Genomic DNA, 17,656 nt, shown 5'->3' on the forward strand with positions numbered 1-17,656 from the left:
TACGCTTACGGCACCACGCCACTCGGGGGGCCACTGATGCAGCCCAACACCCTGCTCGACGCGATCCTGGACGAGGCGGGGATCTCGCACGCCGGGCTCGCCGCCCACGTCAACCAGGCGGGCCGCCGCCGGGGTCTCGCGCTCAGATACGAACACACCGCCGTCGCGCGGTGGCTGAAGGGCCAGCGGCCGCGCGGCCAGGTGCCGGATCTGATCTGCGAGGTGCTCGCGGGCCGGTTACGGCGCCCGGTCACGCTGGACGACATCGGCCTCGGCGTGCCGGGCGAACCCGCCACCGCCCACGCGGGCTCGCTCTCCGGCTTCGTGGAGCGGGCCACCGCGCTGTGGCGCTCCGACGAACAGCAGCGCCCGCACGTGCTGGGCGCCCCCGCCGTCACCGGTACGCCCGCGGTGATGCCGGTGTGGGAGTGGGAGAACCCGCCGGAGGACGTGGACGTCTCGCGCGGCGGCCAACTCCGGGTCACCGAGGCCGACATCGGCACCCTGCGGGCGGCCCGCGCGCACTACGAGCAGATGTACCGCAAGGCGGGCGGCGTGGCGACCCGCACCCGCATCGTCGGCTTCCTCAACGCCGAGGCCGCGCCGCTGCTGCGCGGCAGCTACCCCGACCACACCGGCCGCCAACTGCACCGCGCCACCGGCGGGTTGGTGGCCATCGCGGGGATCTGTGCCTACGACTCCGACGCGCACGGGCTGGCGCAGCGCTACTTCCACCAGGCGCTGCGGCTGGCGAAGGCGAGCGGGGACCGGGGGCTGGGGGCGTACGTGATAGCGCTGCTGGTCAACCAGTCGCTGTTCATGCGGGAGTACCGGCAGGCGGTCGCCTTCGCGGAGGCCGCGCTGCGTACGGCGGGCCGTCACATCACCCCGGCGCTCGCCTCCGACCTGTACGCGATGCAGGCGAAGGCGTACGCGCATCTCGGCGATGGGGGCGGCGCGCTGTCCGGCATCCGGCGGGCGGAGACGGCGGCCGGGCAGATCCGGCCGGGCACCGAACCGGACGAGACGGGGTACGTACAGCCCGGTCTGGTCAACGTCCAGGTGGCCGAGGCGCTGCTGAGCCTCGGGGAGCTGTCGGCCGCGCGGGAGCACGCGGCGGCGGCCGTGGACACCCCGGCGCACGACCGGGGCCGGGTGCACCGGCTGGCGATGCTGAGCACGATCGAGCTGCGGCAGGGCAACGCCGACAAGGCGGTGGCGACCGCCGTGCAGATGGCCGAGCAGGCGCGCGGCATGGAGTCCCAGCGGCTCCGCGACCGGCTCCGGGCGGTACGCGAGTACCTGGTGCGCTGCGGCTCGGCCGGGACCGCGGACGCGGCGGAACTCATCGACGGCGCGCTGCGCGTACCGCTGTGACGGGCGGGGGGCGCGCGTAGCCGAAGCGAGCGCCCTGTAGGCCGGGAATAGTCCCTGCTGCGATATTGCCACTTACTCGGCGGAAGGTGGCAGAACCGTGCAGTGGACGAAACAGAACGAACAAACTGTGTACGCGAACCGCTGGTTCAGCGTCAATCTGGCGGATGTGGAGCTGCCCAACGGCTCACATCTGGACCACTTCCTGATCCGGCTCCGTCCGGTCGCCGTCGCCACGGTGGTCAACGAGGCCAACGAGGTCCTGTTGCTGTGGCGGCACCGCTTCATCACCGACAGCTGGGGCTGGGAGCTGGCCGCGGGGGTCGTGGAGGACGGCGAGGACATCATGGCCGCGGCCGCGCGGGAACTGGAGGAGGAGACCGGCTGGCGGCCGGGGCCTCTGCACCACCTGATGAGCGTGGAGCCGTCCAACGGCCTCACCGACGCCCGGCACCACGTCTACTGGTCCGAGCAGGGCGAGTACACCGGTCATCCGGTGGACGACTTCGAGTCGGACCGCCGTGAGTGGGTCCCGCTCAAGCTCGTCCCCGACATGATCGCCCGTGGGGAGGTCCCGGCCGCCAACATGGCGGCCGCGTTACTCCTGCTGCACCATCTCCGGCTCGCCGACGGTCAGTGAGCCAGCGCCTGCCAGACGGCGACGGCGAGCGCGCCCAGGGCGGTGAGCGCGGCGATCGAGGTCAGTGGCCAACGGGCGTGCTCGAGGGACTTCACCCGGGAGTTCAGCTCATCCAGCTCCTTGGCGGTCTCCTCGGTACGGTGACTGAGCAGTGCCAGCCCGCCTTCGACGCGCGCGTAGGCGACGTCGAGGCGGCGGCGTAACTCGGCCAGTTCTCCGTGAACCACAGCCTGCTCCGGTTCGACGGTCACGGGTCCACTCCTCTCCATGGTCGGACGGGACGACTCCGCATCCCTTGCATGCGCATGCAGAGTCAACCGCCCCGACGGACCTGGGGGGAGCGTGTGCGAACGGCATATGCGAGCCCGTGACACACACGGAGTGTGAAACACATGGGCCCGGCACCTATGGGTGCCGGGCCCATGTGGTGGGGCCATATGTGCTGCGAGAACTATGTGCGGTGAGAGCTATGTGCCGCGAGAACTCAGTACGAGTAGAACCCCGAGCCCGACTTCCGGCCCAGGCGGCCCGCCTCGACCATGCGCTGGAGCAGCGGGGGAGCGGCGTACAGGGGCTCCTTATATTCCATGTACATCGAGTTGGCGATCGAGACGATCGTGTCCAGGCCGATGAGGTCGGAGAGCTTCAGGGGGCCCATCGGGTGGGCGCAGCCCATCTCCATGCCGTTGTCGATGTCCTCGCGGCTGGCGATACCGGACTCGAACATGCGGATCGCGGAGAGGAGGTACGGCACCAGCAGGGCGTTGACGACGAAGCCGGAGCGGTCCTGGGCGCGGATGGCGTGCTTGCCGAGGACCTTCTCCGCGAAGATCTGGGCCCGGCTGAGGGTGCCCTCGGAGGTGGTGAGGGCCGGGATCAGCTCGACCAGGTTCTGCACCGGGGCCGGGTTGAAGAAGTGGATGCCGATCACATGGTCGGGGCGCGAGGTCGCGACCGCCAGCTTCACCAGGGGGATGGAGGAGGTGTTGGAGGCCAGGATCGCGTCGGGACGCGTCATCACCTGGTCGAGCACCTGGAAGATCTCCGTCTTCACCTGCTCGTTCTCCACCACGGCCTCGATCACCAGGTCGCGGTCGGCGAACTCGCCCAGGTCGGTGGTGAAGCTCAGCCGAGAGAGCGCCGAGTCGCGCTCCTCCTCGCTGATCTTGCCGCGCTCCGCGGCCTTGCCCAGCGAGTTGTACAGCCGGGTACGGCCGTACTCCAGGGCGTCGCCCGTGGTCTCGGCGACCATCACGTCCAGTCCCGCGCGTGCGCACACCTCGGCGATGCCCGCGCCCATCTGGCCGCAGCCCACGACTCCGACGCGCGAGATGTCTCCGGCTCGGAAGTCCGTCACATCGTCCCCTTCGCTGGTTCTCCGGCTCGTGCAGGACGTCCGGTTCCGGTGCCTGCTCCGATCGTGCACGTTACCGCCAAGTATCGATGATCGATCGACGGGGTAGGGGCAAGCCGCGCCTCCGGGACGATCCGTCACGGGGCGGACTCGGAGCGTGTGGGAGGTACGGATGGCGGCTCGTGCGATGTCCGGTGCGCGTTCTTCGGCGGGAGCCGTCTCGCGGCGTACCGTCGCCCTCGGGGTGCTCGCCGCCCTCACCACGGCGGCCGGGAGCACCCCGGCGTACGCCTCCGGGCGGCACCGCCGGGAGATGCGCGGGGTCTGGCTCGCCACCGTGGCCAACCGGGACTGGCCCTCGCGGCCGGGGCTGCCGCCCGAGGAGCAGCGGGCCGAGCTGATCGCCCATCTCGACCGGGCGGTGGCCGCGCGGCTCAACACCGTGATCTTCCAGGTGCGACCCACCGCCGACGCCCTGTGGCCCTCCCCGTACGAGCCCTGGTCCCAGTACCTGACCGGCACCCAGGGCCGCGACCCCGGCTGGGACCCGCTGGGCACCGCCGTACGCGAGGCCCACGCGCGCGGCCTGGAGCTGCACGCCTGGTTCAACCCGTACCGCGTCGCCAACCACACCGACCCCACGCGCCTCGTCCCGGACCATCCGGCGCGGCGGCACCCGGAGTGGGTCGTGCCCTACGGCGGCAAGCTGTACTACAACCCCGGCCTGCCCGAGGTCCGGCGCTTCGTGCGCCGGGCCATGCTGGACGCGGTCGCCCGCTATCCCGTGGACGCCGTCCACTTCGACGACTACTTCTACCCGTATCCCGTCGCCGGGCAGACCTTCGACGACGACGCCGCCTACGACGCGTACGGCGGCGGCTTCGATGACCGGGCCGCCTGGCGGCGCGACAACATCGACCGGCTGGTGCGGGAGGTCGCGGCGGGCATCCGGCGCGTCCGGCCCGGCACCCGCTTCGGGATCAGCCCCTTCGGCGTGTGGCGCAATGCCGCCACCGACCCGCTCGGCTCCGACACCCAGGCGGGCGTGCAGACGTACGACGACCTGTACGCGGACACCCGGAAGTGGGTCCGTGAGCACTGGATCGACTACATCGTCCCGCAGATCTACTGGAACATCGGCTTCCCCGCCGCCGACTACGCCCGCCTCGTCGACTGGTGGGCGGAGCAGGCGGCGGACACCCGGACCCGGCTGTACGTGGGGGAGGCGCTGTACAAGGCGGGCGCGGCCGGGCAGCCCCCGGCCTGGCAGGACCCCGCCGAACTGTCCCGGCATCTCATGCTGGCCGCTCAGTATCCGCAGGTGCGCGGGCATGTCTTCTTCGCCGCCCAGGAGGTCGCCCGCGATCCGCTGGGCGCGATGGCGAGGGTCGTCGCCGACCACTACCGTCGGCCGGCGAGACCCCCGCGCTGACCCCGTTGCCGTCCGTCTCGTCCGGCTAGTTCGTCTCGTCCTGGTGGTGGCGGACCTGGCAGTCCGGACCGGGCGACATGATGGCCTCGTGCCCGTCCTCGAAGCGGACGCGGTAGGGCGGTTCGCCCTCCTCGCCGATCACTTCGACCACTTCGGTGACCTGATCGTGTTGGCCGACCACTCGTCCGTGCTGGACAAGGTGGTCGCCCTTGGACGCGTGCATTGTCAGGCCCTCCTCACGGTCACGACCGTTGGGTGACGGCGATGCACACGAGCACGGCGAGCGCGGTCAGCGGTGCCGCCGCGGGAACGTGCTCGCCCAGTAGCAGTGCCGACCACACCAGTGTGAGCAGCGGCTGAGCCAACTGCAACTGGCTGGCCCGCGGGACGCCCACCGCCGCCATGCCCCGGTACCACAGGAGCAGCCCGAGGAACTGCGAGCCCACCGCGACCCACAGCACCCCCGCCACCCCGTGCGCGGTGAGCCGTACCGGCTCGTGGCCCAGTGCCAGCGCGGCGCCGAGCGCGCTCAGCGGCAGGCACAGCACCAGCGCCCAGCCGATGACCTGCCAGCCCGGCATCACCCGGGCCAGCCGCCCGCCCTCGGTGTATCCGGCCGCGCACACCAGCAGCGCCGCGAAGAGATAGGCGTCCGCCCTGGTCAGCGCGCCGCCGCTCTGGACGACCGTGAACGCGACCACGGCCGCCGCGCCCGCCAGCGCGGCCGTCCAGAACCGGCGCGAGGGGCGCACGCCGGTGCGCAGCGCGGAGACGGCGGCGGTGGTCAGGGGCAGCAGGCCCACGACGACGGCAGCGTGCGCGGTGGTCGAGGTCTGGAGGGCCAGCGTGGTCAGCAGCGGGAAGCCCAGCACCGTGCCGATCCCGACCATCGCGAGCCCCGGCAGATGGCGGGCCTCGGGCAGCGGCACCCGCAGCAGCAGCAGGCAGGCGCCCGCGACCAGCGCCGCGAGGACACCCCGGACGCCCACCAGCGACCAGGGGCCGAAGCTCTCCAGGCCCCAGGCGGTCGCGGGGAAGGTGAGGGAGAAGGCGACGACGCCCAGGGCGGCCTGGCCGGTGCCCAGGAGCAGGGGCTCGCGGGGCACGGTGACTGCTATCGGGGTCGTATCGGTAGCGCTACTCTGTGCTCTCATGAACGAGCGTAGCAGTGAGCGGGAGCTGGCGGAACAGCTGCGGAGGGAGCTGGACCGCTACTCACCTGGCGGAAAGCTGCCGTCCAGCCGGGCGCTGGTCGAACGGTTCCGGGTCAGCCCGGTGACCGTCTCCCGGGCGCTCGCCCAGCTCGCCGCCGAGGGCCTGGTCGTCACCCGGCCCGGCGCGGGCGCCTTCCGGGCCCGGCCGCGCGCCGCCACCCCGCCCGCCGGGGACACCTCCTGGCAGGAGGTCGCGCTGAGCGCCGACGCCGCCGGTGACGTCGTACCCCGCACCGTGGACGCCTCCGGGGTGATGGTCTCGCTGCCCGCGCCGCCGCCCGGCGTGCTGGAGCTGAGCGGCGGCTACCCGCACCCCGGCCTCCAGCCCGAGCAGGCCATGGCGGCCGCGCTCGCCCGCGCCGGACGGCGGCCCGGCGCCTGGGGGCGGCCGCCGCTGGAGGGGCTGCCCGAGCTGCGGGAGTGGTTCGCGCGCGGCATCGGCGGCTCCGTCACCGCCGCCGAGGTGCTGATCGCGGCGGGCGGACAGGCCGCGCTGGCCACCGCCCTGCGCGCGCTCGCCCCGCCCGGCGCGCCGGTCCTGGTCGAGTCGCCCACCTACCCCGGCATGCTGGACCTGGCCCGCGCGGCCGGTCTGCGGCCCGTACCGGTGCCGGTCGACGCCGACGGCGTACGCCCCGACCTGCTGGCCGACGCCTTCCGGGCCACCGGTGCCCGCGTCTTCGTCTGCCAGCCCCTGTTCCAGAACCCGACCGGCGCCGTGCTCGCCCCCGACCGTCGCGCCGAGGTGCTGCGCATCGCCCGCGCCTCCGGCGCCTTCGTCATCGAGGACGACTACGTACGCCGCCTCGCGCACGCCGACGCGCCCCCGCTGCCCCGGCCGGTGGCGGCGGACGACCCGGACGGCGTCGTCGTGCACGTCGGCTCGCTCACCAAGGCGACCTCGCCCAGCTTCCGGGTCAGCGCCCTCGCCGCGCGCGGGCCGGTGCTGGAACGCCTGCGCGCCATCCAGATCGTGGACAGCTTCTTCGTGCCCCGGCCGCTCCAGGAGGCGGCGCTCGAACTCGTCGGCTCACCGGCGTGGCCGCGCCATCTCCGGTCGTTGTCGGCCGAGTTGGCCGTACGGCGCGAGGCGATGACCGGCGCGCTCGCCCACCGGCTGCCCGAACTCGCGCTGCCGCACATCCCGTTCGGCGGCTTCCACCTCTGGCTGCGACTGCCCGAGGGCGTCACCGAGGCGGCCCTGACCGCGGCCGCCCTCCGCGCGGGCATCTCCATCACCCCCGGTCGCGCCTACTTCAGCGCCGAACCCCCGGCGGACCACATCCGGTTGAGCTTCGCCGCGGTCGCGGGCACGGGGGAGATCGCGGAGGGGGTGCGGCGGCTGCGGGCGGCGTGGGACGAAGTACGGTGAAGTGACTCAAGTCGCTGAGAAAATGGGGGTGTTGAGACAGCCGGGGCGATGTTTTCCGGTCACCCTCCGAGCGGCCGGGGCCATGGCTCTTGACCGTCCCCCGTCCTGGGATCACCATCACCGCATGCCACTTCGGGTGACGTTCGTGGCCGCAGCGCACGGTTCCCCGTCGCACGCGGAGCGGTTCCAGGACGACCGGCCGCTGGACCAGGCGGGCTGGGACGAGGTGCAGCGCTCGGTCGGGTATCTGCTGCCGCTGGCCGCGGCCGAGTTGCGCTACTGCTCCCCGACCCCGCGCAGCCGCGCCACCGGCGACGCGCTCGGCTACGCCCCCCTCGCCCAACTCGCCCTGCGCGACTGCGACATGGGGCGCTGGCGGGGGCTGACCGTGGCCGAGGCGATGGCCCGCGAGCCGCAGGCGGTGGACGCCTGGCTCGCCGACCCGAGGGCCAGCCCGCACGGCGGCGAGTCGATGCTCGCCTTCATCTCACGAGTGGGCGGCTGGCTCGACACCCGGCCCGGCGACGACCACGCCCGCATCGTCGCCGTGGCCGAACCCTCCGTGATCCGCGCGGCCCTGGTCTACGCCCTCCAGGCGCCGCCGTCCGCGTTCTGGAGCATCGACGTACGCCCGCTGTCCACGATCACGGTCGCCGGGCGCGCGGGCCGCTGGACCCTGCGCCTGGACGCGGTGTCCCCTCAGCCCTCGCGCACGTAGTCCGTGGTGAGCACGAGATCCTTCTTCGGACCACCGACCCGCCACACCGAACGCCAGTGATCGGCGTCGGTGACGGTGAACTCGCCCCGGTAGAAGTCGGCCGCGCACGGGTGCCCGGCGATGTGCCGCCCGCCGCGCAGATCCAGGTCGTGGAAGGGCCGCCCGTCCGCGAACCGCACCTCCGCCGTACCCGGCACCGCGCCCGGCACGAACCGCAGGGTCCGCGTGGCGGGCCGCGTCACCCCCTGCCAGGTGAACTCCCCGGCCTCCTGGTGCAACAGCCCGTCCGGCACCGGCTCGAAGGTCGTGTGCCCCTCGAAGTACCCCTCGTCCGCGCCCGCGAGATCCCGCACGGTCCGCGTGACCCGCCAGCGCCCGGCGAGGAACCCGAGCACATCGGGAACGGGCAGTCGGCCGCCGTCGCTCACCGGGACCCTCCGCGCGGCAGGTGGGGCACCAACACATTCATACGACCGAGCTTACGGGCCCCCCTCCGCCGGGGTCACCCGAGCGCCCCCTCGACCGGCAGCCACAGCTCCGCGTCCGCCTCGCTCCCGTCCGCGGACGGCCGGACGCGCAGGATCTCCGGGCCGGGGCGGCTCGCGTACGGGTTCGACGGGAACCACTGCGTGAACACGTCCCGCCACAGGGTCTGGACCGCCTCCGGCATGGGCCCCGAGACCGTGAACACCGCCCAGGTACCGGCCGGGACGGTCAGCGCGGTCGTGCCCTCGGGGGCGGGGGCCGAGGTGATCACCCCGTGGTAGTAGTCGAGTTCCGTGCCCTCGGCCCGGCTCGGGTCCAGGTCGTCGCAGACCGCGACGATCCCCTCCGGTTCCTGGTCCGACAGCTTCGCCAGCCGCGCCAGGTCCTCCCGGTCGATCCCCCGGACGAAGTCCATGATCGCCTGGTTCGGCCCGGCGTGCACCAGAGGCACTCGGGCCTTGTACCCGACCACGCCGAACTCCCTCTTGTGCTCGATACGGTGTCGCATTCCGCTGTTCCCTTCGATGACGAGGCGGAAGGACATCCGGGGCTGTGAGCTGAGCGTGACACCGGCCCGCCGGGCCTCGCTCGGGCCGACGCCGTGCATCGCGCGGAACGCCCTGGCGAACGCCTCGCCCGAGCCGTACCCGTAGCGCACCGCGATGTCGAGCAGCGTCTCCCGCCCCGCGACCACCTCGGCGGCCGCGAGCGTGAGCCGTCTGCGCCGCACGTACTCCGACAGCGGCATCCCGGCGAGCGCGGAGAACAGCCGCCGCAGGTGATACACCGACGTACCCGCGATCCGCGCCAACTCCTCCGGATCGACACTCCCGTCGAGCCGCAGCTCGATGTGCTCCATCGCCTGGTTGAGCCGTTCCAGCACGCCCCGTTCCCTTCCTTCTGACATCAGGAACGCTAGGCGCGAGGGGGAACCCGGCACCCGACAATCCGTGCCCGATTCTGTCGGGTGGCGGCCGGGGCCCGGAAAACAACCCGGAAAACAACGAAGGCAGGGAGTTCTCAGTCTCCTTGCCACTTTCAAGGTATAGCGCACAGGGGGCCTTGCGGCAAGGCCCCGGTGGTGTCGCAGAATGGGCGGCCGCGGCCGGGAGTGACGGAAATGGCGCGTTCGTGCCATACGCGTCGTTTCCTCCGGCTCGCGCTCCAATTCTTCGATGGGTGGGTGGATGACTGACGTGATCGTGGTCGGCGGCGGGCCGACCGGGCTGATGCTGGCCGGGGAGCTGCGTCTGGCCGGGGTGGAGGTCGTCGTGCTGGAGCGGCTGGCCGAGCCGAGCAGCCAGTCCCGCGGCCGCGGCCTGCACGCGCGCAGCGTCGAGGTGATGGACCAGCGGGGCCTGCTGGACCGGTTCCTCGCGGAGAGCGAGAAGTTCCAGGTCGGCGGGCTCTTCGGCGGCATCATGAAGCCGTGGCCGGACCGGCTGGACACCGCGCACCCGTACGGCCTCGCCACTCCGCAGGCGGTCACCGAACGGCTGCTGGAGGCGTGGGCCCGCGAACTCGGCGCCGAGATCCGGCGCGGCCGGGAGGTGGTCGCGCTGACCCAGGACGCGGACGGCGTGACCGTGGGACTGGCCGACGGCGCCGAACTGCGCGCGGGCCATGTCGTCGGCTGCGACGGCGGCCGCAGCACGGTACGCGGGCTGCTCGGCGTCGGCTTCCCCGGCGAGCCCGCCACGGTCGAGACCCTGCTCGGCGACATGGAGGCCACCGAGGACCCGGCGACGATCGCCGCCGTCGTGGAAGAGGTCCGCAAGACACAGCTGCGGTTCGGGCTCGCGCCCGACGTGGACGGCCAGAAGGGCCTGTACCGCGTCCTCGTGCCCGCCGACGGTGTCGCCGAGGACCGGTCGGCCCCGCCGCCCCTCGAGGAGTTCCGGCAGCAGCTACGGGCGGTCGCCGGGACCGACTTCGGCGTGCACTCACCCCGCTGGCTGTCCCGCTTCGGCAACGCCACCCGGCAGGCCGAGCGGTACCGCGTGGGCCGGGTCCTGCTGGCCGGTGACGCGGCCCACATCCACCCGCCGGCCGGCGGCCAGGGGCTCAACCTCGGGGTGCAGGACGCGTTCAACCTCGGCTGGAAGCTGGCCGCCGAGGTGCACGGCCGGGCACCGGACGGCCTGCTCGACAGCTACCACGCCGAACGCCACCCGGTCGGCGCCCGCGTCCTCGCCACCACCCGCGCCGCGATGACCCTCCTCGGCACCGACCCCGGCGCCACCGCACTGCGCGAACTCTTCTCCCGGCTCATGGACTTCGAGGAGGTCAACCGCCACATCACCGGCATGATCACCGCCGTCGACCTCCGCTACGACCTCGGCGAGGGCCATGAACTCCTCGGCAGGAGGCTACGGGACGTCCAGCTGAAGCAGGGACGCCTCTACGAGCATCTGCACCACGCCCGCGGCCTGCTCCTCGACCAGACCGGCCGCCTCTCGGTGGCGGGCTGGGCCGACCGCGTGGACCATCTTGTCGACGTCAGCGACGAACTCGACGTACCCGCCGTCCTGTTGCGCCCGGACGGCCATGTCGCCTGGGCGGGGGAGAGCCAGGAGGAACTGCTCGCGCACCTGCCCAAGTGGTTCGGCGTCACGGCGCCGGGTACTGCGCCGTCAGCGTCTCGCTCGCCTTCTCGCTGACCAGGTAGACCGCGGACGCGATGAACAGACCGGGGATGTCGGGGAACACCGAGGCGTCCACCACCCGCAGTCCCTCCACCCCACGCACCCGGAAGTCGCCGTCCAGCACCGCCAGTTCGTCGTCCTCGGTGCCGATCCTGGCGGTGCCGCACGCGTGATGGCCCCAGGACTGGGTCCGCGCCCACTCCTTGAGCTGGTCGTCGGTCCGGACCTCGGGCCCGGGGACCAACTCGCCCCGCACGCCGACGTCCCCGGCGTTGGCGATCACGTCACGGGCGATCCGCAACCCGTCCACCAGGCCGTCCAGATCCTCCTCCCAGCCCGGTGTGCCCTCGCCGAAGTAGCGGAACCGGATCTCGGGCGGCTCGGTGGGATCGGTCGAGCGCAGGGTCACCGAGCCGCCCCGGTTCTTGGTGTGGCCCTTGAGCACGACCACGCCCAGCCGGTCCCGGCCGTGGGTGCCGTCCTCGGCGTAGCCGGGGTAGTAGCCGTGGAAGTCGAGCGGCATCGCCAGCAGCATGAGGTCGGAGTCCCCGTCGGAGACGCTCGACCTGCCGATGAGCGCGGCCAGTTGGCCATTGGTGCCGTAGGGGCCGCCCCGGTCGGTGTGCCACTCGCTGATCAGCTCGTCCTGCTGCTCGCCCGCGAGCGGGACGTTCAGCGACGATCCCTCGAACAGCGGGTAATCCTGGTCGAGTTCGGCCACCACCGACGCCTCGTACCGGTCGTGCAGATTGCGGCCCACGCCGGGTGCGTCCACCCGCACCGGGATACCGAGCCGCTCCAGCTCCTCGCGCGGCCCGATGCCGGACAGCATCAGCAACTGCGGGGTGTTGTAGGTGCCCCCGGCCAGGATGACCTCGTTGCGGGCGTACGCCGTCCCCTCGGTCACCTCGTCCTCGCCGAGGTCCGCCGCGTCCGGGCGCAGCCGGCAGGTGCGGTCCGACGAGGCGCCGTACGCGCGCCGTTGCTCGCGGTACGCGACGCCCACCGCCCGGTCGCCGTCGAACAGCACCCGTGTCACCAGGGTGTTCGTCCTGATCGTCAGGAGGTCTCCGACCCGGTGGCGGACATCGAGCAGCCGCTCGCGGGTGCCGTTGCGGGCGCCTCCGTCCACCGAGACCGGGATGAAGCCCATGCCCTGGAAGTCCGGCGGGGTGTCGGCCGCGTTCGGGTCGCGGGGGAGGGGCACGTCGTCGGGGATGCCGAAGCGGTCGCGGGCGGTCCGCTCCACGGCGCCGATGATGTCGAGGAACCGGGGCTCGCGGGGCGCGAGGGACGGTGCGGCCCTGGTCGTGCCGAGCCAACCCTCCGTGCCGTGCCGGGACTTGGCGTCCCGCTCGGCCGGTGTGTCACCCGGGAGCGGCTCGGCGTCCTGGCCCTGCCAGTTCTCCAGGCGCTGGAAGCGGTCACGCATCGCCTCCGCGCTCCACCCCGTGTCACCGGTCAGCTCGACCAGCCGCTGCCACTCCCTGCCCTGCGGGAACAGCATGATCAGCGCGTTGACCGTCGTACTGCCGCCGAGCGAGCTGCCGCGCGGGTACAGCACACCGTCCTCGGCGCCGCTGAACTTGCGGTCCGCACGCTGGGTCGCCGGGTCGTCCCAGTGGCGTACGAAGAAGCTCCACGCCATGTCGGGGTCCTCGCTGGCGAACGCCTGCATGATCGGGATCGAGTAGTACTGGCAGTCGTGTTCGTCGCCCGCCTCCAGCACCAGGACACGGTGACCGGCCAGGGCGAGATTCGCGGCCAGGGGGCCGCCGCCCGCGCCCGAGCCGACGACGACGAAGTCAAATTCCTGAGCGGTTTCCGGTGGCTGCTGAGGCATCCGATCTCCTCCACGCGCGCTCCCCCCGGCCACTCTGCACCCCTGGGATGCCGCCCGCCACCCGCCGCCGGAGCGGGCCCGTCCTGCGCGCGGCCGAGGCGTTGTCTACGTTGGAGAAGGGGCGGTTTCCCACATCGGTTTTCCACATCGGTTTTCCACGTCAAGGGAGGTTTCCCATGTCGGACGCGACCGACCTGAGCAAGGACCCGGCTCCGGACCCGGCCGAGGACAACGCGTTCTTCCCGTCCCCGTACTCGCTGAGCAAATACACCGCGCCGAAGACCGACTTCGAGGGCGTGGAGCACAAGGGCGCCTACACCGGCGGGCGGTGGAAGGTGCTGATGATCGGCACGGACGAGCGGTATCTCCTCACCGAGGACGGCAAGTTCTTCTCCACCGGCAACCATCCCGTCGAGATGCTGCTCCCGCTGCACCACATGATGGAGGCGGGCTTCGACGTCGACGTGGCCACCCTCAGCGGCAACCCGGTGAAGCTGGAGCTGTGGGCCATGCCGGAAGAGGACAAGGCCGTCATGGAGACCTACGAGGCGCTCAAACCGAAGCTGAAGCAGCCGCTGAAACTGTCCGAGGTGGTCGCGGACAAGCTCGGACCGGAGTCCGACTACATCGCCGTCTTCATCCCCGGCGGACACGGAGCGGTGATCGGGCTCGCGGAGAGCGAGGACGTGACCGAGACCCTGGACTGGGCCCTGGCCAACGACAAATACGTCATCACTCTCTGCCACGGCCCCGCCGCGCTGCTCGCCGCCGCCCGCGGCAAGGACGAGTCGCCCTTCGACGGCTATTCCCTCTGCGTCTTCCCCGACGCCCTAGACACCGGCGCCAACCTGGAGATGGGCTACCTCCCCGGGCGGCTGCGCTGGCTGGTCGCCGATCTGCTGGAGCGGCAGGGCGTCACCGTCCTGAACTCCGACATCACCGGCCAGACCCACCAGGACCGCAAACTCCTCACCGGCGACAGCCCGCTGGCCTCCAACGCGCTGGGGCTTCTGTCGGCGGACGTGCTGGTCGAGGCGGCGAAGGACTGATCCCTCAGGGCAGCGCCAGCACGCAAAACGCGTTGCCCTCGGGGTCGCTCAGGCACGTCCACGGGACGTCCCTCTGGCCGAGGTCGAGACCGGTGGCGCCGAGAGCCTCCAGCCGGGCCACCTCCGCCGCCTTGTCGCTGCCGGGGTCGGGGAGCAGGTCGAGATGGACCCGGTCGGGCGCCGTGTGCCCGGTCGGCGAGCGGAACAACTCCAGGTACGGCCCAGTGCCGTCGGCCGACCGCAGCAACATCAGATCGTCGGTCTCCCGGTGCACGGTCCAGCCCATCGCCTCACCCCAGAACCGGGCCATCGCCCGCGGCTCGACACAGTCCACGACCACCGCCGCGATCGGCCCGGTGTCCCGGTACCGCTCCCGAGGCTCCAGCACACAGAACTCGTTGCCCTCGGGGTCGGCGAGCACCACCCACGGCACGTCACCCTGCCCGATGTCGAGCCGCCTGGCCCCGCGCCCCTCCAGCCGCGCGATTAGCTCCGCCTGGTGTGCCAGGGAGGTCGTCGCGAGATCGAGATGCGTACGGTTCTTCGCCGCCGTCCCGCGCCCCGGCACGGGTACGACATCCACACCGACGACGACCGGGTCCGGCCAGACCAGCCCGCCGGCGGGCCCGACATAGGTCGTCACACCGGGACTGTAGGCAACCCACCCCAACGCCTCCGCCCAGAACCGCCCGACCACCGAGGCGTCGACGGCCTTGATATTGACGTGCACAGGTCGCAGTCCCATGTCGGTGATCCTATGCACGGGTCACCGAGGGCGACGGCGCCCGGGGGTGTCGTCACGTGCGGCGGGTGAAGTCCATGTGCCAGTTGGTGATCCAGGTCTGCCCGTCGTCGAGGGAGAACGCCTGCTCCCAGTGGGCGTGGTCGGTGGTGATGTCGGACCAGATGAAGCGGGCCCGGACCTTGTGGCCGTCGTGCTCGTCGTCGCCGTGGAAGACGCCGGTGCCGTCCGCGCCGAAGGCGCCGGTGACGGGCGGGAAGAGGGTGCCGGTGCGCTTGCTGGCCCAGTACAGGGACCACTGGGCGGTCTTCGGGTCGTACAGCCGCAGCGTCAGGCCGGAGAAGCCCTTCGTGGGGAACTCGATCTCGTCGAAGCTGGCGGCGCCGTCGAAGTGGACGGAGGCGCGGGTGATGCCGGGGAACTCCTCCCAGCGGTCGTCGCCCTCGGTGGGGTCCAGGAAGTCCCTGCGCCAGCGGTTGGCGACGTCGTAGGTGCCGGTGAGGAACGTGAAGTCGTTGTCCGTCATGCGGCAGACGCTAGGACCGGTCCCCTGACATCCTGTGTCAGGGAAGAGGAATCGGCGTAGATTCGCGGCCATGCGCGCCGGTCGACTCCTCTCGCTGCTGCTCCTGCTCCAGAACCGCGGCCGGATGACCGCCGACGAGCTGGCGGCGGAGCTGGAGGTGTCCGCGCGCACGGTGTACCGGGACGTGCAGGCACTGAGTGCGGCGGGCATCCCGCTCTACGGCGAGGCGGGCCACGCGGGTGGCTACGCCCTGCTGGACGGCTACCGCACCCGGCTGACCGGACTGACGGCGGACGAGGCACAGACCCTGTTCCTGACCGGCCTCCCGGGCCCGGCGGCCGAGCTGGGGCTGGGCCCCGTACTGGCGGCCGCCGAGCTGAAACTGGAGGCCGCCCTTCCGGCCGGGCTGCGGGACCAGGGCCGCCGCATCCGGGAGCGCTTCCACCTCGACGCACCGGGCTGGTACCGGGAGGCGGACGAGGTGCCGCACCTGACGGCGGTGGCGGCCGCGGTGTGGGAACGCCGCGCGATCCGGGTGCGCTACCGCCGCTGGCATGCCCCGCAGGTGGTGGAACGGCGGCTGGAGCCGTACGGCATCGTGCTGAAGGCCGGCCGCTGGTACACCGTCGCCCGCGCCGACGGCGAACTCCGCACCTACCGGATCGGGCAGATCCTCGCCCTGGAGCGACTGGACGAGACGTTCGACCCCCCGGCCGACTTCGACCTGGCCCACCACTGGCAGGCCCACTCGGCGGCGCTCCAGGCGCGGCTGTGGCAGGGCGAGGCGGAGATACGCATCTCCCCGGCCGGTATCGCCCAGCTGCGGGACTTCGCGGCGCGGGCGGTGATCGACGCCGTGGACCGGGGCGAGCCGGAACCCGACGGCCGCCACCGCGCCACCATCCCCGTCGAAAGCCTCAGCCATGCCGAGTCGGAACTCCTCCGCCTGGGCCCGGAGGTGGAGGTACTCGCCCCGGCCGAACTCCGGGAGCGCATCGCGGCGTCGACGCGAGCGATGGCGGCGCTGTACGCGTGAAGTGAGCCCTTGATCCGGCCAGTTGGGCGGGGCTCGCTGTCGGTGCCCTGTGCAATCATGCGGACGCGTCCCCAGGGGAGTGGGGCGCGGGCCAATGATCACCAGGGGGTTGGAATGGGTGCGGGTACGGAGCCGGACGGTTCGTCCAGGTCCGACGAGGAGTGGGAGCGATTCCTGCGCGAGTCGGTGGCGGGTACCGCCGACGCGCCCAAGGAGCCGTCGGCACGCGCCCGCGAGGTGGCGAGACGGCTGCGCACGGAGCCGGACCGGAGCCCCGAGGGGTGGCGCAACCACCCGCCCGCGCGGCCCAAGCGGCGCGTGGGCGGGTACGTCGTCGGACTGCTGGCCGTACTGGCCCTGCTCTTCGTGGCCCTCGCGCCTGGGCGGGTGGTGGACCTCGTCACCGGTTCCGACTCGTCGCGTCCGGATGCCCGACGCCCCACCACCGCCGACCCGTTCCGTGGCTCCCCGGCGGCGACCTGGGCGAGCGGCGCGGCGGGTATCACCATGCCGAAGCAGACCAAGGCGGTCGGCTGGATGAGCGCGGCCGAGGTCCAGCGGGCCCTCACCCGCAGCCGGGACTTCCTGGTCGCGTCCAGCCTGGACCGAGGGGTGCTGCGGGGCGAGCGCCCGGAGAAGGCGATCGCACTGATCAACCCACACCAGAAGGACGTCCAGCACCTCCTGAAGACCGCCTTCCGCACCCCGGGCGAGAAGAGCGACCCCCTCCTCCTCTTCAGCCGCTTCCAGCCCTCCCGCGCCCACCTGGTCGGCGACACACTGAAGACGAGGGGCGCGCTCACGTACGAGGAGGGCGAGCGCGGCGCCCTCAAGGTGACCGCCGACGTCACCTTCGTCTACCCGGTCGCCCGCACGGGCGGCGACGACGACATTCTGCGCACCATCATCCGCCGCGAACTGGTCCTGAGCTGGGACAACCCCGACAAGGTGAGCACCGAGCCCGGCACCTTCTCGGTCATCTCCTACAAGTACGACATGACCAACGGCGGCTGCGGCACCCCCACGGGCTACTTCGTCCCACCCTTCGGCCCCGACCGCCACGCGGACGAGTCCGGCAAGGAGGTCGACCCGTACGACCGCGACACGCCTTTCGGCCCGGGCGAGTCGTCGAAGGACGAGTGCGGGAGGGCCACGCGGTCTTAGCGGGCCCACTGTCCGCCCCTTCGCACAAGTGATTGCATAAAAGTGCAGCGCTACGTATAGT

18 protein-coding genes are annotated in these 17,656 nt (G+C 72.1%); 9 read left to right on the forward strand and 9 right to left on the reverse strand.

What is annotated here, in order from left to right; all coding sequences use genetic code 11:
- Positions 1-36: 36 nt before the first annotated feature.
- Complete coding sequence (locus tag ACI2LY_RS28995; protein ID WP_389004722.1) at positions 37-1,377, forward strand: transcriptional regulator; 1,341 nt, start codon at positions 37-39, stop codon at positions 1,375-1,377.
- A 97-nt stretch (positions 1,378-1,474) separates the two neighbouring features.
- Positions 1,475-2,014, forward strand: coding sequence for an NUDIX domain-containing protein (locus tag ACI2LY_RS29000; protein ID WP_389004721.1), 540 nt, complete (start codon positions 1,475-1,477; stop codon positions 2,012-2,014).
- On the opposite strand, the gene ACI2LY_RS29005 is transcribed toward ACI2LY_RS29000, so the two are convergent.
- Complete coding sequence (locus tag ACI2LY_RS29005; RefSeq protein ID WP_389004720.1) at positions 2,008-2,265, reverse strand: hypothetical protein; 258 nt, start codon at positions 2,263-2,265, stop codon at positions 2,008-2,010. The two genes, ACI2LY_RS29000 and ACI2LY_RS29005, sit on opposite strands and share 7 nt — an antisense overlap.
- A gap of 233 nt (positions 2,266-2,498) precedes the next feature.
- A complete protein-coding gene (locus ACI2LY_RS29010) occupies positions 2,499-3,371 on the reverse strand; it encodes a 3-hydroxybutyryl-CoA dehydrogenase (RefSeq protein ID WP_404709713.1) in 873 nt (290 codons plus the stop codon).
- Positions 3,372-3,540: 169 nt separating this feature from the next.
- Here ACI2LY_RS29010 and ACI2LY_RS29015 point away from each other — a divergent pair, with 169 nt between their 5' ends.
- Complete coding sequence (locus ACI2LY_RS29015) at positions 3,541-4,800, forward strand: glycoside hydrolase family 10 protein (RefSeq protein ID WP_404709714.1); 1,260 nt, start codon at positions 3,541-3,543, stop codon at positions 4,798-4,800.
- A gap of 25 nt (positions 4,801-4,825) precedes the next feature.
- Here the strand turns inward: ACI2LY_RS29015 and ACI2LY_RS29020 are convergent, their stop codons facing one another.
- Both ACI2LY_RS29020 and ACI2LY_RS29025 read right to left on the reverse strand, forming a co-directional pair.
- A complete protein-coding gene (locus ACI2LY_RS29020; protein WP_404709715.1) occupies positions 4,826-5,023 on the reverse strand; it encodes a DUF1918 domain-containing protein in 198 nt (65 codons plus the stop codon).
- Positions 5,024-5,042: 19 nt separating this feature from the next.
- Positions 5,043-5,954 (reverse strand): DMT family transporter, encoded by a 912-nt coding sequence (locus ACI2LY_RS29025; RefSeq protein ID WP_393596445.1) that lies wholly within the window; start codon positions 5,952-5,954, stop codon positions 5,043-5,045.
- On the opposite strand from ACI2LY_RS29025, the gene ACI2LY_RS29030 reads away from it, so the two are divergent.
- Both ACI2LY_RS29030 and ACI2LY_RS29035 read left to right on the forward strand, forming a co-directional pair.
- Entirely contained in the window at positions 5,953-7,386 is a 1,434-nt protein-coding gene (locus tag ACI2LY_RS29030; protein WP_404709716.1) for a PLP-dependent aminotransferase family protein, read from the forward strand. The genes ACI2LY_RS29025 and ACI2LY_RS29030 overlap by 2 nt on opposite strands.
- A 124-nt stretch (positions 7,387-7,510) precedes the next feature.
- A complete protein-coding gene (locus ACI2LY_RS29035) occupies positions 7,511-8,104 on the forward strand; it encodes a histidine phosphatase family protein (RefSeq protein ID WP_389004714.1) in 594 nt (197 codons plus the stop codon).
- Here ACI2LY_RS29035 and ACI2LY_RS29040 read toward each other — a convergent pair.
- Together ACI2LY_RS29040 and ACI2LY_RS29045 are read right to left on the reverse strand one after the other, a co-directional pair.
- Positions 8,086-8,532, reverse strand: coding sequence for a DUF6314 family protein (locus ACI2LY_RS29040; protein ID WP_404709717.1), 447 nt, complete (start codon positions 8,530-8,532; stop codon positions 8,086-8,088). The two genes, ACI2LY_RS29035 and ACI2LY_RS29040, sit on opposite strands and share 19 nt — an antisense overlap.
- A gap of 74 nt (positions 8,533-8,606) precedes the next feature.
- The gene (locus ACI2LY_RS29045) at positions 8,607-9,473 is read right to left on the reverse strand and encodes a GyrI-like domain-containing protein (RefSeq protein WP_404709718.1); all 867 of its coding nucleotides are present in this window, start codon (positions 9,471-9,473) and stop codon (positions 8,607-8,609) included.
- A 304-nt stretch (positions 9,474-9,777) separates the two neighbouring features.
- Between ACI2LY_RS29045 and rox the strand changes: the two genes are divergently transcribed.
- Positions 9,778-11,250, forward strand: coding sequence for a rifampin monooxygenase (gene rox, locus ACI2LY_RS29050; RefSeq protein WP_404709719.1), 1,473 nt, complete (start codon positions 9,778-9,780; stop codon positions 11,248-11,250).
- Here the strand turns inward: rox and ACI2LY_RS29055 are convergent.
- On the reverse strand, positions 11,201-13,078 hold the full coding sequence (locus ACI2LY_RS29055) for a GMC family oxidoreductase (RefSeq protein ID WP_404709720.1): 1,878 nt from the start codon (positions 13,076-13,078) through the stop codon (positions 11,201-11,203). The genes rox and ACI2LY_RS29055 overlap by 50 nt on opposite strands.
- 176 nt (positions 13,079-13,254) lie before the next feature.
- Between ACI2LY_RS29055 and hchA the strand changes: the two genes are divergently transcribed.
- Positions 13,255-14,127, forward strand: a complete 873-nt coding sequence (hchA, locus tag ACI2LY_RS29060; protein WP_404709721.1) for a glyoxalase III HchA — start codon at positions 13,255-13,257, stop codon at positions 14,125-14,127.
- A 4-nt stretch (positions 14,128-14,131) separates the two neighbouring features.
- Here hchA and ACI2LY_RS29065 read toward each other — a convergent pair whose 3' ends face one another.
- Entirely contained in the window at positions 14,132-14,872 is a 741-nt protein-coding gene (locus tag ACI2LY_RS29065; RefSeq protein ID WP_404709722.1) for a VOC family protein, read from the reverse strand.
- A gap of 52 nt (positions 14,873-14,924) precedes the next feature.
- Positions 14,925-15,395, reverse strand: coding sequence for a hypothetical protein (locus ACI2LY_RS29070; RefSeq protein ID WP_404709723.1), 471 nt, complete (start codon positions 15,393-15,395; stop codon positions 14,925-14,927).
- A gap of 70 nt (positions 15,396-15,465) precedes the next feature.
- Here ACI2LY_RS29070 and ACI2LY_RS29075 point away from each other — a divergent pair, with 70 nt between their 5' ends.
- Positions 15,466-16,431, forward strand: a complete 966-nt coding sequence (locus tag ACI2LY_RS29075; RefSeq protein WP_404709724.1) for a helix-turn-helix transcriptional regulator — start codon at positions 15,466-15,468, stop codon at positions 16,429-16,431.
- 114 nt (positions 16,432-16,545) lie between these two features.
- On the forward strand, positions 16,546-17,595 hold the full coding sequence (locus ACI2LY_RS29080) for a hypothetical protein (RefSeq protein ID WP_404709725.1): 1,050 nt from the start codon (positions 16,546-16,548) through the stop codon (positions 17,593-17,595).
- Positions 17,596-17,656: the final 61 nt, after the last annotated feature.

It is taken from the genome of Streptomyces sp. NPDC002176 (assembly GCF_044903645.1).
Lineage (GTDB): Bacteria > Actinomycetota > Actinomycetes > Streptomycetales > Streptomycetaceae > Streptomyces.